The organism is Kitasatospora sp. NPDC096077 (assembly GCF_040303245.1).
Lineage (GTDB): Bacteria > Actinomycetota > Actinomycetes > Streptomycetales > Streptomycetaceae > Kitasatospora.
On record NZ_JBEOSV010000007.1, the window covers coordinates 36779 to 61397 of the forward strand.

At 72.0% G+C, this 24619-nt stretch carries 24 protein-coding genes and 1 pseudogene; 11 read left to right on the forward strand and 14 right to left on the reverse strand.

Translation table 11 applies throughout. The annotated features are described in order from the left end of the window. Positions 1-4: 4 nt before the first annotated feature. On the reverse strand, positions 5-955 hold the full coding sequence (locus ABTZ03_RS09375) for a DUF2218 domain-containing protein (protein ID WP_350512287.1): 951 nt from the start codon (positions 953-955) through the stop codon (positions 5-7). Positions 956-1116: 161 nt separating this feature from the next. On the opposite strand from ABTZ03_RS09375, the gene ABTZ03_RS09380 reads away from it, so the two are divergent. The 3 genes from ABTZ03_RS09380 to ABTZ03_RS09390 all read left to right on the forward strand — a co-directional run bounded on the left by ABTZ03_RS09380 (position 1117) and on the right by ABTZ03_RS09390 (position 3402). Further along, positions 1117-1686, forward strand: a complete 570-nt coding sequence (locus tag ABTZ03_RS09380) for an ArsR/SmtB family transcription factor (RefSeq protein WP_350512288.1) — start codon at positions 1117-1119, stop codon at positions 1684-1686. 204 nt (positions 1687-1890) lie between these two features. Next, positions 1891-2829, forward strand: coding sequence for a phosphotransferase (locus tag ABTZ03_RS09385; RefSeq protein ID WP_350512289.1), 939 nt, complete (start codon positions 1891-1893; stop codon positions 2827-2829). A 108-nt stretch (positions 2830-2937) separates the two neighbouring features. Then, positions 2938-3402 carry a hypothetical protein gene (locus ABTZ03_RS09390; protein WP_350512290.1) on the forward strand — a complete coding sequence of 155 codons (465 nt, stop codon included), beginning with the start codon at positions 2938-2940 and terminating at the stop codon, positions 3400-3402. 430 nt (positions 3403-3832) lie between these two features. Here the strand turns inward: ABTZ03_RS09390 and ABTZ03_RS09395 are convergent, their stop codons facing one another. From ABTZ03_RS09395 to ABTZ03_RS09415, 5 genes are all read right to left on the reverse strand, one after another. Next, on the reverse strand, positions 3833-4228 hold the full coding sequence (locus tag ABTZ03_RS09395; protein ID WP_350512291.1) for a hypothetical protein: 396 nt from the start codon (positions 4226-4228) through the stop codon (positions 3833-3835). Between the two features lie 57 nt (positions 4229-4285). Then, positions 4286-5653, reverse strand: a complete 1368-nt coding sequence (locus tag ABTZ03_RS09400) for a nucleotidyl transferase AbiEii/AbiGii toxin family protein (protein WP_350512292.1) — start codon at positions 5651-5653, stop codon at positions 4286-4288. Next, the gene (locus ABTZ03_RS09405; protein WP_350512293.1) at positions 5650-6444 is read right to left on the reverse strand and encodes a hypothetical protein; all 795 of its coding nucleotides are present in this window, start codon (positions 6442-6444) and stop codon (positions 5650-5652) included. Before ABTZ03_RS09405 ends, ABTZ03_RS09400 begins: the two co-directional genes overlap by 4 nt. 119 nt (positions 6445-6563) lie before the next feature. Next, complete coding sequence (locus tag ABTZ03_RS09410) at positions 6564-7394, reverse strand: polysaccharide deacetylase family protein (RefSeq protein WP_350512294.1); 831 nt, start codon at positions 7392-7394, stop codon at positions 6564-6566. Between the two features lie 171 nt (positions 7395-7565). Continuing rightward, positions 7566-8126 carry a histidine phosphatase family protein gene (locus tag ABTZ03_RS09415; RefSeq protein ID WP_350512295.1) on the reverse strand — a complete coding sequence of 187 codons (561 nt, stop codon included), beginning with the start codon at positions 8124-8126 and terminating at the stop codon, positions 7566-7568. A 253-nt stretch (positions 8127-8379) separates the two neighbouring features. Here ABTZ03_RS09415 and ABTZ03_RS09420 point away from each other — a divergent pair, with 253 nt between their 5' ends. After that, positions 8380-8874 (forward strand): hypothetical protein, encoded by a 495-nt coding sequence (locus ABTZ03_RS09420; protein ID WP_350512296.1) that lies wholly within the window; start codon positions 8380-8382, stop codon positions 8872-8874. A 95-nt stretch (positions 8875-8969) separates the two neighbouring features. On the opposite strand, the gene ABTZ03_RS09425 is transcribed toward ABTZ03_RS09420, so the two are convergent. The 3 genes from ABTZ03_RS09425 to ABTZ03_RS09435 all read right to left on the reverse strand — a co-directional run bounded on the left by ABTZ03_RS09425 (position 8970) and on the right by ABTZ03_RS09435 (position 11214). Further along, positions 8970-9779, reverse strand: a complete 810-nt coding sequence (locus ABTZ03_RS09425) for a class I SAM-dependent methyltransferase (RefSeq protein WP_350512297.1) — start codon at positions 9777-9779, stop codon at positions 8970-8972. A 109-nt stretch (positions 9780-9888) separates the two neighbouring features. Further along, a complete protein-coding gene (locus tag ABTZ03_RS09430; RefSeq protein ID WP_350512298.1) occupies positions 9889-10542 on the reverse strand; it encodes a hypothetical protein in 654 nt (217 codons plus the stop codon). 126 nt (positions 10543-10668) lie between these two features. Beyond that, positions 10669-11214, reverse strand: coding sequence for a MarR family winged helix-turn-helix transcriptional regulator (locus ABTZ03_RS09435; RefSeq protein ID WP_350512299.1), 546 nt, complete (start codon positions 11212-11214; stop codon positions 10669-10671). 133 nt (positions 11215-11347) lie between these two features. On the opposite strand from ABTZ03_RS09435, the gene ABTZ03_RS09440 reads away from it, so the two are divergent. Together ABTZ03_RS09440 and ABTZ03_RS09445 are read left to right on the forward strand one after the other, a co-directional pair. Continuing rightward, complete coding sequence (locus ABTZ03_RS09440; RefSeq protein ID WP_350512300.1) at positions 11348-11941, forward strand: hypothetical protein; 594 nt, start codon at positions 11348-11350, stop codon at positions 11939-11941. A gap of 92 nt (positions 11942-12033) precedes the next feature. Continuing rightward, complete coding sequence (locus tag ABTZ03_RS09445; RefSeq protein ID WP_350512301.1) at positions 12034-13386, forward strand: FAD-dependent oxidoreductase; 1353 nt, start codon at positions 12034-12036, stop codon at positions 13384-13386. Positions 13387-13746: 360 nt separating this feature from the next. Here the strand turns inward: ABTZ03_RS09445 and ABTZ03_RS09450 are convergent, their stop codons facing one another. Further along, complete coding sequence (locus tag ABTZ03_RS09450) at positions 13747-14058, reverse strand: hypothetical protein (RefSeq protein WP_350512302.1); 312 nt, start codon at positions 14056-14058, stop codon at positions 13747-13749. A 116-nt stretch (positions 14059-14174) separates the two neighbouring features. Next, on the reverse strand, positions 14175-14963 hold the full coding sequence (locus ABTZ03_RS09455; RefSeq protein ID WP_350512303.1) for an NAD-dependent epimerase/dehydratase family protein: 789 nt from the start codon (positions 14961-14963) through the stop codon (positions 14175-14177). Between the two features lie 282 nt (positions 14964-15245). On the opposite strand from ABTZ03_RS09455, the gene ABTZ03_RS09460 reads away from it, so the two are divergent. Together ABTZ03_RS09460 and ABTZ03_RS09465 are read left to right on the forward strand one after the other, a co-directional pair. Next, positions 15246-16052: an SDR family oxidoreductase gene (locus ABTZ03_RS09460; RefSeq protein ID WP_350512304.1), complete on the forward strand. Its 807-nt coding sequence runs from the start codon at positions 15246-15248 to the stop codon at positions 16050-16052. Between the two features lie 36 nt (positions 16053-16088). Continuing rightward, positions 16089-16979, forward strand: a complete 891-nt coding sequence (locus ABTZ03_RS09465) for a helix-turn-helix transcriptional regulator (RefSeq protein ID WP_350512468.1) — start codon at positions 16089-16091, stop codon at positions 16977-16979. A gap of 89 nt (positions 16980-17068) precedes the next feature. Here ABTZ03_RS09465 and ABTZ03_RS09470 read toward each other — a convergent pair whose 3' ends face one another. Next, positions 17069-18259, reverse strand: a complete 1191-nt coding sequence (locus ABTZ03_RS09470; RefSeq protein WP_350512305.1) for a hypothetical protein — start codon at positions 18257-18259, stop codon at positions 17069-17071. 418 nt (positions 18260-18677) lie between these two features. On the opposite strand from ABTZ03_RS09470, the gene ABTZ03_RS09475 reads away from it, so the two are divergent. Genes ABTZ03_RS09475 through ABTZ03_RS09485 form a run of 3 tightly spaced genes read left to right on the forward strand, consistent with a single transcriptional unit; the run spans position 18678 to position 22002 of the window. After that, positions 18678-20648 (forward strand): ABC transporter ATP-binding protein, encoded by a 1971-nt coding sequence (locus tag ABTZ03_RS09475; RefSeq protein WP_350512306.1) that lies wholly within the window; start codon positions 18678-18680, stop codon positions 20646-20648. Continuing rightward, positions 20645-21115 (forward strand): NUDIX hydrolase, encoded by a 471-nt coding sequence (locus ABTZ03_RS09480; protein ID WP_350512307.1) that lies wholly within the window; start codon positions 20645-20647, stop codon positions 21113-21115. Before ABTZ03_RS09475 ends, ABTZ03_RS09480 begins: the two co-directional genes overlap by 4 nt. Next, complete coding sequence (locus ABTZ03_RS09485; protein WP_350512308.1) at positions 21112-22002, forward strand: aminoglycoside phosphotransferase family protein; 891 nt, start codon at positions 21112-21114, stop codon at positions 22000-22002. The genes ABTZ03_RS09480 and ABTZ03_RS09485 overlap by 4 nt, the downstream gene beginning before the upstream one ends. A gap of 173 nt (positions 22003-22175) precedes the next feature. Here the strand turns inward: ABTZ03_RS09485 and serS are convergent, their stop codons facing one another. Both serS and ABTZ03_RS09495 read right to left on the reverse strand, forming a co-directional pair. Continuing rightward, complete coding sequence (gene serS / locus ABTZ03_RS09490; protein WP_350512309.1) at positions 22176-23462, reverse strand: serine--tRNA ligase; 1287 nt, start codon at positions 23460-23462, stop codon at positions 22176-22178. Positions 23463-24006: 544 nt separating this feature from the next. Then, a pseudogene (locus ABTZ03_RS09495) lies at positions 24007-24506 on the reverse strand (polysaccharide deacetylase family protein); the annotation flags it as partial. Positions 24507-24619 lie beyond the last annotated feature (113 nt).

Sequence of the window (24619 nt, forward strand, 5' to 3'; positions counted from 1 at the left end):
CGGCTCACCGCTTGCGCGCCAGCGTCACCCCGTCGCGGACCGGCAGCATCACCGCGTCCACCCGGTCGTCCGCCGCGATGAAGGCGTTCAGCCGGCGCATCGCCAGGTCGTGCTCCTCCTGGTAGGCCGGGTCCAGGGACCGGCCACCGAGCAGGACGTTGTCGAGGACGACCACCCCGCCCGGGCGCAGCCGGCGCAGGATCTCCTCGTAGTACGCGGGGTAGCTGCGCTTGTCCGCGTCGATGAAGGCGATGTCGATGTGCGGCTCGTCCGGCAGCGCCCGCAGGGTGTCGAGGGCGGGGGCGATCCGCAGGTCGATCCGGTCGGCCACCCCGGCGCGCTCCCAGTGCTCCTGGCCGATGGCGGTCCACTCGGCGTTGGTGTCGCAGGCGAGCAGTCGGCCGCCCTCGGCCAGGCCGCGGGCGATGCAGAGGGAGGAGTACCCGGTGAAGACCCCGACCTCCACGGCGTACTTCGCTCCCAGCATCCGCACCAGCATGGTGAGCAGCGCGCCCTCGTCGGCCGAGACCTGCATGCCGGCGGCCCGGCCGGTGGCCTGCCTGGTCCGCTCGGCGAGGTCGTCGAGCACCTGGTCGGCGGGGGTGCAGTGCCGGAGCAGGTAGCCGTCGATCAGCGGGTGGACCGGCTCCAGCTCGGCGCCGTCGACCGGCGCGCCCCACTCGACGGTGAGCTCCTCCTGGGTGGCGAAGCGCACCAGGTGGCGGGCGACCACGTCCTGGACCCGGTGCAGCGCGTCGGTGTCGGCCGCGGCCGCGATCAGTTCCAGCCGTCCCGGACGGGCGGTCAGGACGCAGTTCGCGCCGCTGTCGAGGGTGACGGTGCCGCGCCCCGGGGAGTCGAGCGTGGTGCTGGTCTTGTGGCCCAGGTGGTCGACGAGCTGCTTGAGGTAGCGCTCGGGGCGGTCGGTGGTGACGTGGGAGGTGGACAGCGGCATGGGTGGTTCCTCTCGCCGGGTGGTGGGGTCGAGCGCACTGTGCGGTCGAGCTCAGGTCGACCGTATCAAGCGTCGATAATTGTCGACGCTTTTGTCGGGGCAGATTCTTCGCACCGGGCTCGGCGTTTGTCAAAGCGTTGAGATTTATGGACACTTTTGGCATGGCAGAAGACGACCGCCCACCGCCACTGGTCATCCAGTCACCGGCCCAGTTCAAGGCCCTCGGCCACCCGCTGCGCCACCGCATGGTCAACATGCTGCGCCAACGCCCCGCCACCCTGCGGCAGTTGGCGGAGGCGCTCGGCATGGCCAAGGGAACCCTCGGCTACCACGTACGAGTGCTACGGGAAGCCGGGTTGATCGAGCTCGCCGAGAGCCGCCAGGTGCGCGGCGGCACCGAGCAGTACTTCGGACTGGTCAGCAAGGGCTTCGCCTTCCAGGAGGGCGAGACGATGGCCGCCGGCTTCCTCTACAACTCGGCCCTCGCCGAGATGCGCCCGGTACCGCCCGGCCGGCCCGAACACACCGAGCTCCGCCACCTCTGGCTCACCCCCGAGCAGGCCGCCCTGGTGGCCGACCGGCTCCGCGAGCACGCCGCCGAACTGCAGACGACCGGGGTCCGGGCAGCACAACTGGGGGCGGGCGAGAGTCCGACCGCGGAGGCCTACGGCCTGCTGGTCAGCCTCTTTCCGGCCGACATCCCGAGGTTGGGACCGGACGACGGCAGGTGAGAGCCGCCCCTGACGGGGGCTCCGCCGCCCGAGCCGCCCACGGTGGTCACCGGGCTCGGCGTCCGCCCGGCGACCACCGCTGCCGTCGGTTGCGGCGCCGTCCGTCGCGCCCGCGGCTACGAGTGACGTCACGAACGAGTCCACGAACGAAGCCACGAACAGAGCCCTCACCCGCCGTTCACCGGCCCGCACTACCCTGCCGGGATGACCGGAAGGGGCGAGCGCCCGGACGAGAAACTGCTGGCCGTCGCGGAGGCGGTGCTGCCGGGGCAGCGCTGGGACGAGGCGCGCGTCGTGCGCGGCTCCTCCTACGGCTCCTCCGACTCCTACGACGAACTGAGGCTGCTCGGCAGGGCCGTGGTCCGGATCGCGCGCAGGCCCTCCGTCGCCGCGGCGCTGCCGCGCCGGACCGAGCTGCTGCGCCGCCTGGGGCGACTGGGCCTGCCGTTCGACGTCCCGGAACCGCTGTCCGAGGCGGTGGTCGTCCACGGACACACCGCCGTCGCCCTGAACTGGACGCACGGCCACTACCTGGCCAAACGCTTCGTACGCCCGGACCTGCGCGTCGATACCGCGCAGCTCACGGCGCTGCTCGCGACCCTGCGCGAGGTCGACTGCGGCCCGCTGGCGGACGTCCTCGGCGCTCCGCACGAAGGCGTGGGCGGCGACGGCTGGGCCGACCTGATGCTCGATGAGGTGATCCCGCGACTGCCCCGGGCCAGGCGTCGCGAGGCCCGTCGGCGCGTCGAGAAGGCCCAGGGCCTGGACGTGCCGCAGCCCTGCCTGGTGCACGGCGCCCTGGACGCCTCCAACCTGCTCTGGGACGGGTCGGGCCGGCTGGTCGCCGTCCTGGACTGGGATGCGGCCCAGCACTTCGACCCCGCCCTGGACGCGGCCTGGCTGCTCTCGCAGACGTGGCATCCCCGCCTCCTCGGCACCGACTGGGAGCTGCGGCGCCGGGCCGAGATCCGGGCACTCACCCTGGGCCTGGAACCGATCGCCCACGCGGTCCTGGACCAGGAGCCCGAGGAGAACGTGGCCGCCCGGGTCCGCTACGCGGTCGAGTGGCTGGAGCGGACCACCGGCTACTGGAGCCGTCAGGCGCTGCGCGCCAAGCCCGTCCGGGCCGTCGACCGGCGGTGACCGGGGCGGCCGGTACCCGGGGCGGCGGTACCCGGGACCGCGGTGACCGGGGCGGCGGTGACCGGGGCGGCAGTGACCAGCGCGGCGGTTCCCTGGCAGGCTGGGAGCATGGCGCCCTTCGACGACCGAGACCTGAGCACCGCGATCCGGAACGCCGACGCACCGGCCTGGTCCGTTCGCGCCGCGGCCGGGCGGCAGCTCGCCGCCTCGACGGGCATCGAGGAGGTCGCGGACGTCCTCCACCGTCTCCTCGTGGATGTCCATGACACCGCGGTCACCCAGGAGACGGCAGAGGCCCTGCTCCAACGCCGGGACACGGCCGGCCTGCGCTGTGTCCTGCTGGCCTGCAGCCGCGCCGCCGAGGGTGACGACGACGACTGCAGCACGATCGACGAACTCGCCGCCGCCCTGGACTGCGATCCCGAGTGGATGACGACCGAGGGCGCGGACCGGCTGGTCCGGCAGTTGCACGAACTGGCCGCGGACACGGACGCCGGCGTCCGCGCGGAGGCCCGGAGGAGCCTGGCGAGGCTGCGGCTGCCCGAGGACCGGGCGGATCACCGCACCTCCTGATCGGCGTGACCACCCGTCCCGGGCTTACTCCGTGCACGCGATCAGCTGTCCCCGGCTTCCTCCGTGCAGGCCAGGGCCCGGTCGACCAGGTCGGCGTCTCCTGGCCCTCCCTGGTGATCAGCGAGTACAGCGGGTACCAGTCGTCCTCGGTCGCCTCCGCGCCCGCGAGCGCGAGCTGACGCAGTGCCTGCGGCACCGCCTCGACCGGCTGCGACGGATGCGCTGTCGCGAGCCCGTCCCACACCACGGCGTCCAGTGCCGCCAGGGACATCCCCACCATCGCCACCCCGTCCAGCTTCGCGTCCTTCACTCGCCACCGGCCGCCATTGACCGCCGCCGTTGACCGCCCATCGTCCACGAGCGCCGCTCCCCTGTCGCATGGAATTCGTCCGGCGGCGGAGCGTGAACGCGGAGGAAGGAGCTGCGGCCGCTACGGGCCGGGCCGCCGGGTGGGCTTCCGGGTCGGTGGCTGGTTCTTGACAGCGCTACAGGCGAGCAGTTCGGTGGCGGTGGCATTGAAGTAGAGGGTGAAGAACCAGGACCGGTCCGGCGCGTCGAGGAGGACGGTGCGGAGCGGTACGTCGCGGTGTCGGGAGAGGATCTCGACCGACTCGTCGAGGCCGACGGTGACCAGGCCGATTCGTCGTGCGTGCTGGAGCCGGCTGAAGGTGATGCCGCGCACCATCCAGTCGGGCACCGCGCGGCCGAACAGCTTCAGCTCGCCGCCGGCCAGCAGGGCTTCGCGGGCCGGGGCGCAGGCGGCGGTCTGGTCTGCGAGCATGGCAACCAGACCGGGCCGGGGCGGGTACTCGTTCTGGAAGGTCATGCCGAGACCGTAGTCACCGGCCGGAGGGCGGTGCCACCGGATTTGGGCGGTGGGTTCTCAGGTGTCGACGCCCTCCGGGCCGTTGCCCTCAAGTTCGTCGGCGAGTTCGTCGGCGAGTTCGTCGGCGTAGCGCGCGGCGGCTTCCGCCAGCTTGCAGGCCGCCCAGGCCATCCGGGCCGGCCGGGTACCGGGCTGGTCGGCGACGGTGCGGCGGGCGCCGTCGAGGTCGCCGTCCAGCAGTTCGCGGGTGATCACGAGGGTGTTGTCCGGGACCATGTGGCGCAGGGACATCCACTGCTGGACCGCGGCCATGCCCTCCTTCGCCAGCACGTCCCGCAGGTCCTCGATCAGCGGGGCCAGCCACTGGGCGCGCAGGGCGTACTCGCCGTGGTCCGCGAAGGTCGGGTGCAGCGCGGCGAGGAGCCGGGCCGGGTACTCCTCGACGGGCTCGGCGAACTGCGGTTGGTCCTTGGCGAATTCGTCCCAGTCGGCCCAGAGCCCGGCGATCTGCTGCTGGAGCACCGGCTGCCAGGCGAAGTACTCCTCGGACTGGACGAAGACCTGGCGCAGCAGGTCGTAGGGGACCTCGGCGGTGCGCGAGAGCAGGAGCGCGTCGTAGAGGTCCTTGCCCTGCGGGTGGTCGTCGGAGACCAGCCAGAGGATCTTCCAGGCGAGCGAGAGTTGCGGCGTCGCGGCGAGCAACGGCCCGGTGACGCCCGGGAGTCGGCATGATTCGGGTGGGACGGGCAGGTGTTCGGTGAAGACGAAGTCGAGCTGGACGGTGCCGCCCGGGACGCCCGGCAGGCCCGGTGCCGACCAGGGCAGGACGAGCCTGCGTCCGGGGACCCTGCCGTACGTCCAGATCTCGTCGGTGACCGCCTGGTCCGCGTGCAGCCGCACCTCGTTGCCGTCGGCGTTGCCGTCGGCGTCGCCCGAGAGGCGTTCGGCGGCTGCGGCGAGCTCCTGCAGCATGCGGTCGGTGCGCTCGTCCTCCAGGGTCCATTCGACCGGGCGGACCACGAAGTCCAGGTCGCCCGGCTCACGCGCCTGCTCGCCGTACCAGGCGCGCAGCAGGACGCTCCCGCGCAGCACCAGGTGCTCGGCCCACGGCGAGCCGGCGACCGCGGACAGCACCGTGTTCAGCGCCTCGCGCCGTGCGGCGAGCCAGCGTTCGGCGAGCCGGGGGTCGGTGAAGGCGGGTTCGCTGGGGCGGAGGGCACGGGCGTACCCGGCGAGGGCGGGGTCGAAGACCGGCTGCTGGGTCACCGTCGCGTCGTCGATCGGCCGGATGCTCCGGGGCAGGTCCCGGTCCTCGCGGACGTCCTCCGGCGGCGGCTGCTTGGGCAGCAGGACGCCCCGCCACGGCCCGAAGCGGAGGTCCTCCCACGCCACGGCCAGCTGGGGCTGGGGCTGGTCCTCGGTCATATCGGCTCCACCTCTCCGCATCCGTACGGCCCGGGGGTGTGCCCGTGCTCGGTGATCCATCCGGCGTCCAGCGTCCCGTCGCTGTCCACCACCACGAACTCGCGCTCCACCGAGGTGATTTCGCGACCGTCCGCGGCGAGGTCCCGCAGCAGTTCCGCCAGCCGGCGGCCCGCGGTGTCCAGGCCGACCAGGCGGCAGCGCTGGGTCACGAACCACTCGCGCCGGCCGTCCGCGCGCACCCGGCGGGGGTTGCGCGACAGGTGCGCACCGTGCCGGACGGCCAGTTCGGTGAGCTCGGCCAGGCGGGCGGGGTCGGCCCCGGGAACGTTGGACGGGGTCGGAGCCGGGGCGGGCAGCAGCAGCTTGACGTGGTGCTCGAAGTACCGGCCGGCCCCGTGCGACACGGCGTCCTCGTCCGAGACCGGTACGCCCTCCGCCCACGGCGTGGCCTCGATCTTGGCCCGCAGGACGGTGAACCCGGCCCGGCCGAGCCGGGCACCGACCCGGGCGGTCACGGCGGCGGCCTCCGCCAGCGTGCCGTCGGCGCGCAGGGTGAGCATCGGCTGCGAGGGCGACGCACCGCGGTCCAGCAGGATGTGGGTGAACTTGAGCCTCGGGCCGTGGTCGTCATCGTGGCCGTGCCCCTGACCGTGACCGGCGGCCCACGCGGCCAGCGCCTCGGCGGCGCCCGGCCCCACGGTCAGGTGCACCTCGAAGGCCCCGCGGACGTCGGGGGGACGGAGCGGGACGGGCCGGTCGTCGCGGCGCTGGTCAGGGCGGATGGCGAGCATGCGGAACATCCTGCCAAGCCCCACTGACAACGGCTCACACCACCCCTGATCCGCTGATCCGCGAGTACCCCCCGACACGCGTCCGTCAGTCGGTACCGCCCGTCACTCGGTACCGCCCGTCAGGGGGTGGTCTGGACCGGGAAGCTGGTGGGGCGGCCCTGGGCCTTCAGCCAGCCGAGCACCTGGCCCAGGGCCTCGACGGTCTGCTGACGGTTGCCGCCGCCGTCGTGGAACAGGATGGTCGGACCGTTGCCGATCTCCTTCTTGACGGTTTCGACGATGGCGGCCGTGCCGGGCTTCTCGAAGTCCTTCGAGTCGATGTTCCAGCCGAGCGGCCGCATGCCGTTCGCGGCGGCGATGCGCCGGCTGTCTGGGGTGAAGGAGCCGCCGGGAGCCCGGTAGTACAGCACCTGGGCGCCGCCCGCGGCGTCCTCGATCATCTTCTTCGCGTCCAGGATCTCCTTCTCCTGGTAGGCGACCGGCTTCTTGTCCATGGTGGTGTCGTGGTCCACGGTGTGGTCGCAGAGCCGGTGGCCGGCCGCCACGACCTGCTTGACCAGGTCGGGGTGGGCCTTGGCCTGCGGCCCGATCATGCAGAACGTCGCCTTCACGCCGTACTGCTTGAGCACGTCCAGCACCTTCGGCGTCCAGACCGGGTCGGGGCCGTCGTCGATGGTGATGTTGACGGCATTGCCGCCGGCCTCGGAGGCGTGGGCTATGGTCTCCGGCACGCCACCCGCCTGCTGCGCACCGCCACCGCCGTTGCCCTGGGTGCCCTCCTGGTCCCCGGCCTTCGCCGTCGGCTCGGCGACAACACCCTGACGGGGAGCGGCGGTCGACGCGGTGATCGTCGGAACCACCCAGGCGCTCGCCGCCACGACGACCACCCCGATGGCGACAGCCACCCGCGAACGGTTGCCCAGCTTCCCCACGCGCGCCTTGAAGTCCATCGCCGACCACTCCCTGCTCTCATCTGCCCGTTCTACAAAGCCGATGACGTCACCCCGCGCGAACGGGGTTCCCCGCTCCGGCGCCCGTAGCAGGACGGTGACAACTCGCTGATCTTGTCCCAGGTCACGTCCCCCGCAGCTGGTGCTGTGACCGAGGACCGGGGACCGGGGTCACCGCGCCGACGGCCTCCAGCCCGCGGGGAGCACGTAGTGCCAGCCCGGGCGCCAGGCAGGTGGGGCTTCGACGAGGTCCTCCATGGAGGCGCCGGTGAGCAGGCAGTCCAGGGCCCACCGGTTGGCCGAGTGGGCGATCACCAGGATCCGGCGGCCGTTCCAGCGCGCGGCCAGGTCGTGGAGGAACAGGTCGGTGGCCACGAGGACCTGGCGGTAGCTCTGACCGCCGGGGAAGGGCTCGTCGACGCGGCGAGCCCGCTGGGCGGCAATGCGCGGGACGGGGGCTCCGTTGAGCTCGCCGTAGTCGCACTCGCGCAGTCCGACGTCCTGGTGGATCGGGGGCGTGCCGTCGGGGAACGCGATCCGGGCCGTCTCCACGGCTCGGTGGAGGTCGGAGGTGTACACCGCGGCGAAGCCTCCGGCACGTCGGCGTTCACCGAGTTCCGCGGCCTGGCGGCGGCCGAGTTCCGAGAGTCGGCCGGGGAGCCAACCGGTGGCGATGCCGGCCTCGTTGTCGGTGGTGGTGGCGTGTGTCTCGTAGACGAGCTCTACTGCCATCGCGGCTCTCCCGGGTTTCGGGGCTGGTCGGGCTGCTCCGGTGAGTTGTCTGCCTCCCTGGCGCAGGTGGCGGTGCGGTTCGCGCGTCCGGGCCGGGTGATTCAGAGCGGCTGGGACCGCCCCGGTGCGGCCGGCGGATTGTCAGTCCCGGCCGACAGGATGCCCGGTGACACAGCAGCCTGAACCTGGGAGCCGGCAGCGCCGCGCCGGGCCGCGCGAACGGCGCATATTTTTCTTGGACGAACCATTGATCGTGACCCGTCAGATCCACCAGAATGCTCGCTCGCACCCGGTCTCGTTGATGGCCGACAACGTCAAGCTCGGTGAGCTCTACCTGGGTTACTTCGGCGACTGCAAGGGCGTCGACGCCGAGATCCACTGGAACTACGGCGCGCCCAGCCCCACCGCGCCGGACGTCGGCGACAACGGCCAGGTCGACGTGTTCCACGTCGAGGGGACGCTGTACGTCGAGGGCGAGAACAAGGACGGGCTGAAGCCGGTCTCCTTCCGTCTCGACCACCCGGACGGCAGCTTCACCACCTCCCCGATCATGGACATCCACACCAACATGGCCGGGCAGGCCTACGCTCCCCCGCTGAAGTTCCTGCCCGACGTCGACCTCACCGTGTACAAGACGGACTACCGCTGGCGCCAGACGACCCTGTGCGGCAACAAGCACATCTGGGGCAACTGGCACACCTTCTCCGACGGCGGCTGGGGCAGCGGCCGCTACGGCGACTGCAACTGACCCTCCCGCACGCGCGGCACCGGCCCGGCGCACACCACGGGTGTGCTGAGCCGGCCCGGTCGCGAGGCGGTACGGCCGACGAGGAGCAGCCCGGTTCAGCTCGGGGGCCGGAGGGCGATGACCGCCTCGGTGCGGACACACTCGTCAAACGATCCGCCGTCGGGGCTGAAGGCGTTCAGGGTCCGGCGGAGGTCATGCTCGAAGGCCTCCCGGCCGGGGCCGAGTGCGGCCGGGCTGGTGAAGCTGTAGGAGAGTTGAAGACCGATGACCTCTTCCACGCCACGGCTGACCGTCCGGTCCCAGTGGACCTCCTCGATCCGGGAGAACGGCGAGCGGCGCAGGACCTCCTGGTGACGCACGTCGGGGTACCCGGCCGGCCCGGAGCCCCGCAGACGTTCGGGGTCCAGATGGCGGCGGCGGACCTGCTCGACCACGGCCAGCCAGGGCGGCGGTTCGAGGTCGTCGTGCTGGGCTCCGCAGGTCGCCAGCACGAGCGCGCCCTCGGGTTCGATCAGGGTGTCCAGGTCGCGCAGCAGCCGTTCCCGGTCCGTCCAGTGGAACGAGGCGCCCATCACCGTCAGCAGGACCGGCCCCACGTCCATCGCGAGCAGCGTGTCCGAGCTTCCGAGCCGCCAGTCGATGCCGCCCACCCCTGCCCGGGCGGCAAGACGGCGCCCCTCGGCGAGCATCGCGGGCTCCGGATCGACGGCGATCACCTCCCGCACGAGCGGCGCCAGCGGCAGCGTGAGAGCTCCGCTGCCCGCCCCCAGGTCCAGCACGCGCTGGGAGCCGTCCAGGGAGAAACGCCGACCGAGCAGGGCGAACAGACGGGGATCGTACGCGGGCCGGAACCTCGCGTAGTACGGCACCGTCGAGGCGAACAGCCCACCGGGCAGCGGCTTCACTCCTCCACTCTCCCACCGCTGTGCCCGCTCGATGTCGCCTGCGCGCGACGCGCGGGTGCGGTGCGGGTGCGGTGCGGTGCGGGCGCGGTGCGGGTGCGGTGCGGTGCGGTCAGCCGAGGTCGAACTGCCAGTACGCGTGCTCGCGGTAGCCGGGTGAGGACGGGGCGACCTCCACCGTGACGGGGCCCATCCCGGTGCCGGGCTTGAAGTGCACCGGTACGGTGCGCTTCTGGTCCCCGCCGAGGGGCGGCATGGGGGCGGTCACCAACTCGGTGCGGTCCAGGACGGTCACGTCGGGCAGCGGGCCCGCGCCGACGCTGGAGCTGGCGCTGGAACTGGAACTCGGGCTGGGGAGGCCGGAGTCGAAGGCCTTCCCCGCGCGGACCACGAGGGGGGCGGAGCCGCCGCTGCTGCCGACGCCGGTGTCCGGGGACGCCCCGCCCGGGCGCAGTTCCTTGCCGGTGCCGTTGTCGTAGGTGACGGTGAGGCGGTAGCTGCCGTCGGGTTGCCGCTGCGGGCGGCTCACGGTGATCGTCAGACCGTCGTCGTAGTGGGCGGTGGCGCCCGGGCGCAGCGGTTCGACCGCGCTGCCGGAGTGGTCCTTGAGGTTCCCGTGCTGGGTCAGGCCGTCCGCGAACCTGGCCAGCACCATGCCGACGACCACGACCGTCGCGGTGAGGAGGGTCACCACGATCCCGGTGATGGTGGCCCAGTGCGTGCCTGCCGAGGTCGGGGGGTGGGCGGGTGCCGGCTGCATATCCATGTGGATCACCGTAGGGAGCGGCGGGCGCGGACTCATGAGTGGCGGTACTCAACGACCGGCTGAGTAGTCCCGCCTGCGGGAGCCCGCAGGTCATAGCGGTAAGCGCAGTCAGGGCGGTAAGGGCAGTCAGGGCTTCACGGCCAGCCGGGAGGCGTGCTCCTGCTGCTGGCGGGTGGCGAACCGGAGGAAGTCGATCATCTGGCCGATGGTCCGGTCGTCCAGGGCGCGCAGGTACTCCGCGCCCTCCTCGGCGATCGGCGCGAAGATCTCGGCGACCATCGCGTAGCCCTTCTCGGTCGGCTGGACGGTGACCCGGCGACGGTCGGCGCTGTCCCGGGTGCGCGCGGCGTAGCCGGAGCGTTCCAACCGGTCGATGGCCGTGGTGACGCCGCCGGTGGTCAGGCCGGCCGCGGCGGCCAGTTCGCCCGGGCTCATCGGCGTGGGGTCGAAGAGCAGTTCCAGGCAGCGCAGGTCGGTGCGGTTGAGCCCGAGCCGATCGGCCACTCGCTGGTCGAGGGTGTCGCCGGCGCGCTGGAACTCCTGCATGACCTGCCCGAACGTCTCGATCAGCCGCTCCTGCGACGCGGCCGCCTGAGCCTGTTCCTGCCCATGTGCCTGCCCCTGCGCCTGCCTCTGCCCGTGTGCCTGTTCGTGCGCCTGCTCCGCTGCCATACCCGGCTTCCTCCCTGAGATCTCTTGACATTCTAGCGATCTGCTTCGTACAGTCATCCCCAGAAGTCGCTAGAGAATCTAGTGACTAGATTACCTGCTCAGTCGAACTTCTAGTCTTCACGAGGAGCCTTCGATGAACAGCCTCACCTCGAACACCGCGCGCCTGGCCTTCGTCCCGCAGGTGCACCACCTCACTCTCGACGTCGCCGCCAGCACCACCGGGAAGCTCTGCACCGCCGACTTCATCGGCCCGGCCTCCCAGGTGGCCGACGACGGCCGCGGCACCATCACCGTCCGCCGCCGCGGCCCGATGCACCCCTTCGACCTGGCCCGGCGCAGCGCCCACGTGACGCTCAGCCCGACCGCCCTCTGGGACATCGAGATCCGGGGCGCGGCCACCCACATCGAGGCCGACCTGACCGGACTCCCGCTGCGCTCGATCACCGTCACCGGAGGCCTGAGCCACGCGAGGTTCGTCCTGCCGCACACCGAGCACCTCGTCCCCGTGCACTTCCGCAGCGCCGTCCGGATGACCACCATCCTGCGCCCGGCCACCACGCGGGCCACCCTGCGCGGCGCCGCCGGCTTCACCAGCCTCTCGCTGGACGGCCGTTGGGTCGGGACGACGGCCCGGGCCGACTGGCGGAGCGCCCGGCCCACCGAGACCACCCCGGGCTGCTACGACATCGCCCTCGACTCCGGCAGCAACCACCTCACCATCGCCTGACACCCCGCCCGAACGCGAACACGACGAACACAAACACGACGAACACGATGAACCCGACGAACACGAACACGAACACGAAGCGGAGCAACGTCATGTCCTCGAACGAACCCCTGCACGTCCTGGTCATCGGTGCCGGCTTCGGCGGCCTGACCCTCGCCCACGGCCTGCGCCGGGCCGGCGTCTCCGTGGCGGTCTACGAGAAGGCGCGCAGCCGCACCGACGGCCTCCACGGCTACCGGGTCGGCATCGACCCCACCGGCAACCACGCCCTGAAGGAGTGCCTGCCGCCGCAGCTGTTCAAGACCTTCCTGGCGACCTGCGCCCGTACCCCCTCACACTTCAACGTGCTGACCGAGCGGAAGCGGATCACCGCCTCCGTCCCGCTGCGCGGCGACGCCGACCCGGTCAACTCCGAGCGCTCGGTCTCCCGGCAGACCCTGCGCCAGGTGCTGCTGACCGGCCTGGACGACGCCGTCCACTTCGACAAGCGCTTCACCCACTACGAGCGGCGGCCGGACGGCAAGGTCGTCGCCCACTTCGCCGACGGCTCCTGCGCCACCGGCGACGTGCTGGTCGCCGCCGACGGCGCGCACTCCGCGGTACGCAGGCAGTACCTGCCGCACGCGGTGCTCAAGCCGGCCGGGATCACCAGCATCGCCGCCAAGCTGCCGCTGAGCCGGGAGGCGCTCGCCCTGCTCCCCGCGCCCTCGCGGACCGGCCTGTCGCTCACCTTCGCCCCCAAGGGCTTCATGTGCATCTGGCACGTCATGGAGTTCGGCTGGGACGAGCGCGGCGGCATCAAGGAGGGTGCCGCCGGCAACGACGCCGAGCTGCTGCGCAGTTGGCCCGGCCTGCTCTTCGACAACACCCGCGACTACATCTCCTGGGGCCTCTGGGCCGCCGACGACAAGTTCCCCGCCGACGTGATGGAGCTGCGCGGCCAGCGCCTGATCGATCTGGCGCTGAAGCTCACCCCCAACTGGCACCCGGACTTCCGCAGGCTCTTCTCCCTCGCCGACCCGACCACGACCTTCCCGATCCGGATCGCCACCTCCGAACCCGTACCGGCCTGGCCCACCACCACCGTCACCCTCCTCGGCGACGCCGCCCACACCATGACGCCGGGCCAGGGCGTCGGCGCCAACACCTCACTGCGCGACGCCGCCCTCCTCACCCGCGCCCTGACGGCCGCCGCCGAGGGCCGCCGCGGCCTGGTCGACGCCATCGCCGGGTACGAGGCGGAGATGATCCCCTACGGCTTCGCCCGCGTGAAGGACTCCCTCGCGCAGAACGGCACCAACGGCGACGACCCGCTGCACAAGCCGGTCCTCGGCCGCGCCGTCCTCGCCGCGAACCGGGCGTACTTCCGGGCCGTCGACCGGATCCCGTCACTGCAGCGCAAGTTCCTGGACGACCTCTACACCTACCGCGGGGCCGAGGACTGACGGTCCGGGGACCGGACACCCGACGGTCCGGGGACCAGGCCACCGGCCCGCGGACCACCCGGCCGACGGTCCGGGGATCAGGCCGCCGACTGAGCCCCGTGTACGAGCGTCACGCGAGCCGGCCGTTGCGGTGCAGCCGGTGCAGCCGGTGCAGGGCCGGCGCCAGGTGGAGGAGACTGCGGCCCGGCCCGGCGGCGGGCGGCCCGAACGTGTCGCCGCCCCCGCCCTCACCGTCGGCAACGAGCTGCGGATCAACACCGGGAAGTCATCTCATTCGGGCGGCTGGTGCCGGATGGATTGGTGGGAGCCGTTTCCGTCGGTGGTGCCGACTGCGCCGACCCGGCCGCGGGGCGGTCACCTTCAGGAGGCCGCATCCTGAGCCGGGCAGTGCCAGTCGGCCGCGTCGATGGCATGGCCCGCCGGATCAGCGAGGTGGAAGCACTCGCCGTTGGCCCACACCGTAACCGAGTCCGGTCGATGCATGACCTGGAAGGGCTCATCCCCACGCTGTGTCCCCGACCAGGAACCGTCCGCCGCCGACGAGTGGGTGATCACGACACAGGTCTGCTGCCGCAGGATCCGGTGGGTGTCCGCCCAGGGCTCCACGGTCAGCTCCAGCGGCGCTTCACCGTCGTTCGTGACCAGCAACCGCGCGGTTCCCCCGGCGAACATCCAGCACCTCTCCTTGCCCTTGCGGGTGATCGGGCGAGCACCCCTCACAGGGCGCCTCGCCTGATCCTCACACACGAGATCTGACGCGGCGGCGCCGTCCCCTTCCTACACCGAACTCAGCGGGTGAAGCGCCCGCCCAGGTACCGGTGTTCCGGGTCGTCGGCGGCCAGTTCGCCCAACTCGGCGATCAGCTCGGCGGCGTACTCCTCGGCGTCGTCCTGCGGCTCGTAGCCGAGCGCCCGGGCCGTCGAAAGGTCCCACCAGGCCCGGGTGTTGGCGGAGATGCCGTACGCCACCACGTGGCCGCCCACCGGACCGGTGAGCGCGGCGTGCACGAGCCGGGCGCAGTCGCCGGGGCTGAGCCAGGTGCCCAACGCCCGGATGCCGCGCGGCGCGGGGGCGAAGGAGCCGATGCGCAGCGAGACGCTCTCGATGCCGTGCCGGTCGGCGTACAGCGAGGCCAGGTTCTCGCCGAAGCACTTGGACAACCCGTAGAGGGTGTCGGGCCGCTGCGGGGTGTCCACCGGCACGATCCCGCCGTCGGCGGGCCGCTCGGTGAAGCCGACCGCGTGGTTGCTGCCGGCGTTGACGATCCTCCGCACCCCCGCCGCCCGGGCGGCCTCGTAGAGCCGGTGGGTGCCGTCGATGTTGGCGGCCAGGAGGTCGGCGAACGGCGCCTCGCCCGGGATCCCGGCCAGATGGACCACCGCGTCGACGCCCTCCATCGCCGCCGCCAGCGCCCCGGCGTCCTGGAGGTCGGCGGTCACCGCCTCGGGATCGCCGGGCACCGGCAGGCGGTCGAAGCAGCGCAGCCGGTACCCGTACCCGGGCAGCAACTCCCGCAGGCTGGTGCCGATCCGGCCGGCGGCACCGGTGAGCAGGACCGATCGGGGCTGGTTCGTCATCACTGTGTCTCCTGGTCTCCCCCGCAGGCCGCGTTCGAACCTGCAATCGAATTCGACGACGTGTGACCATACCTGACGCCGCGCCAGCACGAGCCCGTACCGCGCGTGCGACGGGCCGCGGCCGTGGCCACGGCTGCGGCCACGGCCGCGCAAGGGGGCTCTCGCAGTACCTGGATCACCAGGGTCTCCCGGACGTCCGAAGCGCCTGCCAGCCTGGGTGCGGCTGCCCCGGATACGCGACCGTGTCAGCGCATTCCTCCACGACAGAAGGGACGGAGACCAATGGCCGACCGCCAATTCACCACCCACGCAGGACTTTTCGACCTGAGCGGGAAGCACGCCCTCGTCACCGGCGGCACCAGGGGCATCGGGATGATGATCGCGCGCGGCCTTCTCCAGGCGGGCGCCCGCGTCGTCATCAGCTCGCGGAAAGCCGACGCGTGCGCGGAGGCACAACGTCTGCTGTCCGAATTCGGCGACGTTCGGGCGATCCCCGCCGACCTGTCCAGGCACGACGAGTGCCGGCGCCTCGCCGATCTGGTCGAGGCCGACTCGGGTTCCCTGGACATCCTCGTCAACAACGCGGGGGCGATGTGGCGCGAACCGCTGGCGACGTTCCCGGACGAGGCCTGGGACACGGTGATCGACCTCAACCTCAAGTCGCCGTTCTGGCTGGTGCAGGCGCTGCTCCCCGCGCTCCGCAGGGCGGGCACCGCCGACGATCCCGCGCGGATCATCAACATCGGCAGCATCGCCGCCATCCACGTCGCCCAGGCGCCCAACTACTCGTACGCCAGCAGCAAGGCGGCGCTCCACCAGCTCACCAGGGTGCTCGCCAGGGAGCTGGGCCCGCAGCACGTCACGGTGAACGCGGTGGCACCGGGGGTGTTCCCGTCGCAGATGATGGCGGCCACGTTCGATGCCCTCGGTGACACGATCGCGGCGGCGGCCCCGCTGCGCCGGCTCGGCCGTGACGACGACATGGCGGGTATCGCCGTGTTCCTGGCCGGCCGGGCCGGGTCCTACCTCACGGGCGCCGTCATCCCGGTGGACGGCGGCATCGCGACGACCGCGACGGGTACCCCGTAGGCCGCGGGACGGGCATAGGGTGAGGGGATGGCCACGATGGATCCACGCACCGAGATCCGGGAGTTCCTCAGCTCGCGCCGCGCCCGCATCGCACCCGAGCAGGCGGGCCTGCCCGCCTACGGCGGCAACCGTCGGGTCAAGGGCCTGCGCCGCGAGGAGGTGGCGCTCCTGGCGGGGGTGTCGGTCGACTACTACGTGCGGATGGAGCGCGGCGGCCTCGCCGGTGCCTCCGACGGCGTGCTCGACGCGTTGGCCTCCGCCCTGCAACTCGACGAGGCCGAGCGCGACCACCTGTTCCACCTCGCGCGCCTGTCCAGGGCACCCGCACCCGGCGGCCCGCGCCGGCGCAGGCCCGCCTCGACGGTGCGCTCGACGCTGCAGCAGGTGCTCGACGCGATCTCCGGCGCGCCCGCCTGGATCAGCAGCGGCCGTTACGACGTGCTCGCCATGAACCAACTCGCCCGCGCGCTCTACTCACCGATGCTGGCCGACCCGCGGCGGCCCGCGAACACGGCGCGGTTCGTCTATCTGAGCCCCGAGGCGGCCGGGGACTTCTTCGTCGACTACGACCGGATCGCCCGTGACGTGGCCGCGAAGCTCCGCATGGAAGCCGGCCGCAACCCGCACGACGAGGAACTGATCGCCCTGGTCGGCGAACTGTCGACGCGCAGCGAGCTGTTCCGGCGGCGCTGGGCATCCCAGGACGTACGGCTGCACCGGTCCGGCCGCAAGCGCGTGCGCCATCCGATCGTGGGCCGGCTCGACCTGGACGTCGAGTCCCTGGACATGCCCGCCGAACCCGGCCTGCGCCTCAACGTCTACACCGCACCCACGGGCACACCGACCGCCGACAACCTGGCGCTCCTCGCGTCGTGGGCGGCCACCCAGCAGACGCTGGCGACCGAACTCGAACCGCACAACGGGTAGTCCAACCCCTTCACCACTGAGCGTCGCGACTGCCCGTCGCGACACGCAGTCGCGACGCGCATCGTCGACAGGGCAGGGCAGACCCGTCGTCAAGCGGTCGGCGGACCGGGCGGACGGTCCCCGGGCGCTTCGTCTTGCGTTCCCTCCAACGCCTCCTCCGGCACCGGGGCCGACCGGTACAGCCAACCCGGGTCCCAACGCTGGAGGACGGGCAGGAAACTCGCGTCCGGATCGTCGTGCTCCCGCCAGGACGCCCACGACGCGGGCTCCCGCCCTTCCAGGCGGGCGAGTTGGGCCTCGGCGACGTCCCGCACCTCGAACGGGGAACGGTCACGGGGGCGCCGTCGGTGCACGTCCGCGGAGAAGACGGGGCCGGCCCGCTCCACGCTCGAACGCAGCCAGGCGCGGGCTTCGGCGGGCGCGTCGGTGCGCAGGTGGTGCTGGGCCACCCAGAAGTCGCGCAGGTCCGGCCGGTCGACCCGCAGTTCGGCCAGTTCGCCGAGGTCCGTTTCGAGGCCTTCGAAGACGGCCCGGCAGCCCAGGTAGAGCCGTCGTTCGGGATCGGGCGAGGGGTACAGCTCGCGGGCCGTGACGAGGGCCGAGCGCACCGACTCCCGGTCGGAGGTTCCTTCGGTGCGCAGGAGCGCGAGGTAGGCGGCGCGCTCGCGCGCGTGCGGGCTGCCGAGTTCATCGGCCCGGGCAAAGTGGCGCCCGGCGAGGTCCGGGTGGTCGTCGTCGTCCAGGGCCGCGTACCCGACGTCGCACCACCAGTCCGCCTCGGTGCGTAGCGGACCGATGGCCAGCAGCACGTCCATGGGCGGCCGCACCGGGTGGTAGGTCAGTAGCATCCGGATCACGGGTTCCTCGCGCCGCGTGTCGAGCGGGCCGGGTTTCCTCGCCCGGTAGACGGAGGTCATCCGCTCGGCCAGCGGTCGGCCGGTGGTGGCCAGGGTCTCCTGGAGCCGTTCGTAGGTCTCCTCCCGCAGGCGGTAGGGCCAGCCCTGGTCGAGCCAGCGGACCACGGCCTGGTCGACGAACTCGTCGGTGGCGAGGTCCAGGCCGTCAGTCACCGCGTCGGCGAGCGCGACCAGCGCGACGTCCGGATCGTCCGCCACCGCGAGCAGCCACTGCTCCCGGGCGAGCGGGAGCAGCCGGGCCCGCCTGCGCTCCGGCTGGGCCAGCAGGCCGCGGACGCCCTCCAGACGCAGGTCCGCCCGCCGGTAGAGGTGGTCCGCCTGCCGGAACAGTGCCTTGCACCGGCCCACCCTGATGCGTTCCACGCCCCGCCCCCTCCGGCTCGACCCCTCCTGCTGCGTCATCCTGCAGCGGGTTTCGGCTGGCAGCAACTGAAACGTGATCGGGCGGTGGTCCAGCCGAACGGGTGAAATGGGCGACCGCACCGCCGGACGTGACCTCCGCGCCCACCGGGGTCTCCACGCCCGCCCCGGGCCCGTCCCGAGGACCGTGGCGGGCGCCGTGGGCCGCGCGCCGGAGCTGCTCGAAAAGTCCCCGTTCGACCCGGGCTCGCCCGGAGGCAATCCACTTGAAGCCCGAACTCGAACAGCACCATCATCGGACGCCATCCACCCCCGTCGGATCCATCAACTCCGCCTGCTTCAGGCCTCCTTGAGCCACCTCACCGGCCCCGAAGCGGCACTTCCCCATGCCCGCAACGCCTTCTCCGCCCCTGGAGGATCCATGGCACCGACATCCACGTCGACCGAGGCCCAGTCCCAGTCCCAGTCCGAGAGCGAGACCGACACCGAGGCCGCCGACGAGGAACTCCACTGGCTCGCCGACAAGCGCCGCATCGCCGCCATCGAGGCGATCAGCGTCAACGCGATGGCCCGTCGCCTGCCCGCACTCGTGGTTCGCGCCTTCCGCCTCGGCTGGGGCATCGACCGCGGCTCCATCGCGCTGCTGCTCACCTGCCAGGCCGTCTCCGCCGTCCTCGGCGCGGCCGGCCTGTTCGCCACCACCGGCACCGTCGCCGCGCTGTTCGGCCCCGGCCGGGTCGGCGACAAGCTCGCCCACGCCGCGCCGTCGATCCTCGTGATCGCGGCCGCGGCCGGCGCCCGCTCCCTGCTCGGCATCACCATCCGCTCCATCACCATCCACCTCTCCCCGCGGATCTCCCGCGCGGCCGAGGCCGCCGTGCTGCGCGCCACCGTCGCGGCCGAACTGACCGCCTACGACCACGCCGGCTACAACGACGAACTGGAGGCCGCCGACCGCGGCGCCGACGCCTGCGTGGACATCATCGGCCAGGCCCAGAACCTGATCGCCGCCCTCGCCTCCCTCCTCGGCGCGGCCGGTGTGCTGACCGTGCTCCACCCCGCCCTGCTGCCCCTGCTGGTGCTGGCGGCGCTGCCGCAGGGGGTCGCGTCGGTGCACGCCGCCCGGGTGCAGTTCCTGGCGAACCGGGCGGCCGTCGGCGACCGCCGGATCATGGCCAACCTGCGCTGGTACATCCACGTCAAGCGCAACGCCGACCAGGTCCGCTCCGACACCATGGGCGAGTTCCTGCTCACCAAGTACGACCAGGTCGGCCGCCGGCTGGACGCCAGCTCCCGGCGGGCGGCGCGGCAGAGCGCCCGAGTGTCGGTGATCGGCGCCGCCGCCTCCGGCCTCGGCACGGCGCTGGTCTGGGCGGCGATGCTGTGGCTGGTCAGCACCGGCCGGATGAGCCTGCCGCGCGGCGGCGCGGCCGTGTTCGCCCTCACCGCGGTCAGCACCAGCCTGCACGGCCTCGTCGGCTACGGCGCGGACCTCTTCCGCACCGGCATGTACCTCGACGACTGGTCCACCTTCCTCGACACCGCCGGCGGCCACCGCCCCGAACGCGGCACCGAGACGCCCCAGGCGCCCGCGCGGATCACCGTGGAGAACCTCGGCTACGCCTACCCTGCCTCCGAACGCAAGGCCCTGGACGGGGTGACCCTGCACGTCGAACGCGGCGAGATCCTCGCCCTGGTCGGCGAGAACGGGTCCGGCAAGACCACCCTCTCCAAACTCCTCGCCGGCCTCTACCTGCCCGACACCGGCTCGGTCCGCTGGGACACCCACGACACCCGCGCACTGGACCCGCACGCCCTGTGGCGCCAGGTCGCCGTCGTCCCCCAGGACTACGCCCGCTGGCCGCTCACCTGCCGCGAGAACATCACCCTGGGCCAGCCCACCCCCGAGGGCGACACCGCGGTGCTGCGCGCCGCCGACGCCTCCGGGGCGGCCGACGTCGTCGCCAAACTCCGCCGCGGCCTCTCCACCCTCCTCGCCGTCGAGTGGATGGGCGGCGAGGAACTCTCCGGCGGCCAGTGGCAACGCCTCGCCATCGCCCGCGCCTTCCACCGCGAGGCCGGCCTCCTCGTCCTGGACGAACCGACCGCCGCCCTCGACCCCCGCGCCGAACACCGGATCTTCCAGAACCTCCGGGCCGTCGCCCGCGAACGGGCCGTCGTCCTGGTCACCCACCGCCTCACCAACGTGGCCGTCGCCGACCGGATCGTGGTCCTGGAGGACGGCAAGGTCCTCCAGGAAGGCACCTTCGCCGAACTCGTCGCCGACCAGAACGGCCGCTTCCGGGAACTCTGGGACCTCCAGAACGAACGCACCGGCATCCCCACCCAACGCACCCGACCTCCGCACGACGACCAGGAGACCTCCCGGTGACCACCCACACCCGCGAACCCGGGGCGGAGCCACCGGCCCTGGTCGTCGGCGTCCACCTCGTCCTGACCGACGAAGGCACCGTCCTCCTCGGACGGCGCCGCAACACCCGCTACGCCGCCGGGCTGTGGCACCTCCCGGCCGGGCACATGGAGCACGGCGAGCCGGTCACCCGTGCCATGACGCGCGAGGCCGAGGAGGAACTCGGCATCACCATCGCCGAGCACGACCTCGAACTCGTCCACGCCCTGCACCTGCTCGACGCGGACAACGGCCGCGACCGCCTCCAGCTCTTCTTCCGCACCACCCGCTACGAAGGCCGGCCGCGCAACGCCGAGCCGCACAAGTGCGAGGAACTGCGCCGCTGGCCGCTCGACCGGCTGCCGGCCGACATCGTGCCCTACACCGCCCACGCCCTCGCCGAAGTCACCCGCGGCAGCCGGATCTCCACCCTCGGCTGGCCGACATGACCGCGCCCGCCCTCCCCGACGACACCGACCGCCTGCTGCGCGAAACGGCAGGACCGTACGAACTACTGGGCGTGCACTCGCGGGACCGTACGGGGCGTCCGGCGGTGTGGGAGGTCCACACGGACGACGGGAGCCGACTCTTCGCCAAGCGGCACAAGAACCCGCTCATGCACCGGCGCGAGACCACCGCCTACCGACATCTCGCACCCGCCCTCGGCCCCGACCGGACCCCGGTCCTGCTCGCCGACGACCCCCGAGCACTGCTCATCGTCACCACGGCCCTGCCCGGCACCCCAGCCGTCCGGACCGCCCTCAGCGCGGCCGCCGAACGCGAGGTGTACCGACAGGCAGGCCTGCTCGCGGCCCGCATCCACGCCCACCCGACCACCGACGGCGTGGCTGGCGAACGACTGCCATGGCGCCGGGAGCGCGAGCGGGCGCTCGCCCGCGCCCACAAGGCCCGACTCCCAAAAGAGGACATCGAAGTCCTCGCCGATGCCACCCGCATCGAACCCCCGCACACCGCTCCCACCCTCTGCCACGGCGACTTCGGCCCCAGGAACTGGCTCCTCCACCGTGACGAGGCTGACCGCCTCACCATCGGCGTCATCGACTTCGAACGCACCCAGGTCGAGGAACCGGTGCGCCACGACCTGATGCGGGTCATGCTCCAGCTCACCCCGCACCGGCCCGACCTCCGCACGGCGTTCCTCACCGGCTACGGGCGTGACCTCACCGCCGAGGAGTGGGCAGCCTGCCGGGCCTGGGCCGCGATCGACTGCCCCGCCGCCCTGCGGTGGGCCCTCGACCACCACCACGACGAGGAGATCCTCGGCTACGCCCGCACCGTACTGGCGCAGCTGCGCCATCCCGCACCGACCGCCTGAACAACCTTCCTGGAGGTAGCACCTGGAAAGCCTTCGCCAGGCCGTGGCCGTGCTCGCCCACGACGTTGCTGCAGGGGGCACGCACTGCCCGGGTCACCGCTGACAGCGGTGACCCGGGCAGTGGCCCGCCGTCGGCCCGGACGCGCCGTGTTCCGGCCCTGTCGCCGGTACGACTACCCGAGTTCTGCTGGGGCCAAGGACTTGCAGCCGAGCCAGCGCTGCAGCACCGTCGGCACCGCGACGGTGCCGTCCGCCTGCTGGTGCTGTTCCAGCAGGGCCGGCACCAGGCGGCTGGTGGCCAGCCCGGAGCCGTTCAGGGTGTGCACGTAGGCGGCCTTTCCTGCCGCGGGGCGGTAGCGGATGTTGCCGCGCCGGGCCTGGTAGTCCCGGGCGTTCGACACCGAGCTCACCTCGACGTAGTCGTCGATGCTGGGCAGCCAGACCTCGACGTCGAAAGTCTTGGCCATCGAGGCGCTGGTGTCCTCGGCAGCCAGTCGGGTGATGCGGTGGTGAAGGCCGAGCGCCTCGACCAAGTCGGCTGCCTTGGTCAGGAGTTCCTCGTGGGCGGCATCGGAGTGGTCGGGGTGCGCGAACTGGAACATCTCGACCTTGTTGAACTGGTGGCCTCGAAGGGTTCCCCGGTCGGCGGCGCGGTAGCTGCCGGCCTCGCGCCGATAGCAGGGCGAGTAGGCGACGTACTTGCGCGGCAGTTCGGCCTCCGGGAGGACCTCGTCGCGGTGGAGGTTGACCAGGGCGGTCTCCGAGGTCGGCAACAGGAACCGCTGTGGCCCGGCCGGACCCTGTTCGAGCGCGAAGACGTCCTCGGCGAACTTGGGGAACTGGCCTGCGGTGTAGCCGGCCTGGTAGGTCAGCAGGTGGGGCGGCAGGATCAGCTCGTAGCCGTCCTGGACGTGGGTCTCGATGAAGAAGTTGAGCAGCGCCCATTCGAGGAGCGCGCCGTTGCCGCGGTAGACCCAGTTGCCGGTGCCGCCGAGCTTGACGCCGCGCTCGTAGTCGATCAGCCCGAGTCGGCGGGCCAGATCGACGTGGTTGTGCGGCTCGAAGTCGAAGGCCGGGCGGGTGCCGTGCTCGCGGATGACCTGGTTCTGTTCCTTGCCGCCGGTCGGCACGTCCTCGTCGGGCAGGTTGGGCAGCTGGTCGAGGAACGCCCGGCGCTCGTCGGCCAGGGCCGTGAGCTGCTCTTCGAGTGAGGCAAGGCGGGTACCGAGTTCGGTTGCCTCGATGCGCTTGGCGACGGCGGCCGGGTCAGCCGGGTTGAGCCGCGCGATCTCGCGAGAGATCTGCTTGCGCTCGGCGCGTAGCGTCTCGACCTCGGTCGTGCCGTGCCGGTACTTCTCGTCCAGGGCGAGGAAGGCGGTGAGGTCGATGTGAACGGCGCGCTTCGCCAGCGCGCGCTCGACGCGCCGGGGGTGCTCGCGGATCACGGTGATGTCCAGCATTTCGGGTCCCATCGATCAGTCGGAGTCCGACGTGATCCCTTGGGGGCGTGGGCGAGAAGGGAACTCGCGGTGCCACCACGCCTTCGCCGTCACCCGGAGGTGACGGCCTCGACAGCTCGATAACGGGAGCGAACCGGCGGGGCATTGGGCCGTAAACCGGCCGTTCCTCCCCGCGCTCGGGAGGGGATTCACCCCAGGACGCGAGGCTGCCTTCCCAGCTGCCGGCAGCTCTCTCGGCTCGCGTGCCCTGCGGCTACTTGTCTCCGTCAGCGCGTTGCCTCGGAGGATAGAACGCCGGGGATGCCGCGAGCAACGAAGAATCGCCGTCCAGGTTCGGCCGATCACTTTGTGCGACGGTGCAATGGTGGGTGTGACTCGAGGTCTTGCCAGCAGGCTGTTCACGCTCGGAGGAGCCTCATGGAGCCGGCGTTCTCCTTGAAGCCAAGCGAACGGTACAACCGCTCCCCCTCGACGCTGGCGGTGAGGTTGACCAGTCCGCAGCCCTGGCCCCAGAACCAGGCGAGCAGGCAGACCGTGACGGCACCTGGGCGCCGCCCGCGGCGTCCTCGATCATCTTCTTCGCGTCCAGGATCTCCTTCTCCTGGTACGCCACCGGCTTCTTGTCCATGGTCGTGTCGTGGTCCACGGTGTGGTCGCACAGCCGGTGGCCGGCCGCCACCACCTGCTTCACCAGGTCGGGTGCGTCTTGGCCTGCGGCCCGATCGTGCAGAACGTCGCCTTCACTCCGGACCGCTTCAGCACGTCCAGGACCTTCGGCGTCCACACCGGGTCCGGACCGTCGTCGATGGTGATGTTGACGGCATTGCCGCCGGCCTCGGAGGCGTGGGCTATGCCCTCCGGCACCCCGCCCGCCTGCTGCGCGGCGGCGGCGCTGCCGCTACCGCTGCTCTGGGAGCCGTCCTGGGCACCGCTGTCCTGGCCCTGCGCGACGCCCTGGTCAGCCGCTATGGAGGTCGACGCGGTGACCGTCGGAACCGCCCAGGCGCTCGCCGCCACGACGACGACCCCGATGGCGACAGCCACCCGCGAACGGTTGCCCAGCTTTCCCACGCGCGCCTTGAAGTCCATCAACGACCACTCCCGACGATCTCGTACGCCCGTTCTCCGAAGCCGATGACGTCGACCTGACCGGGCGG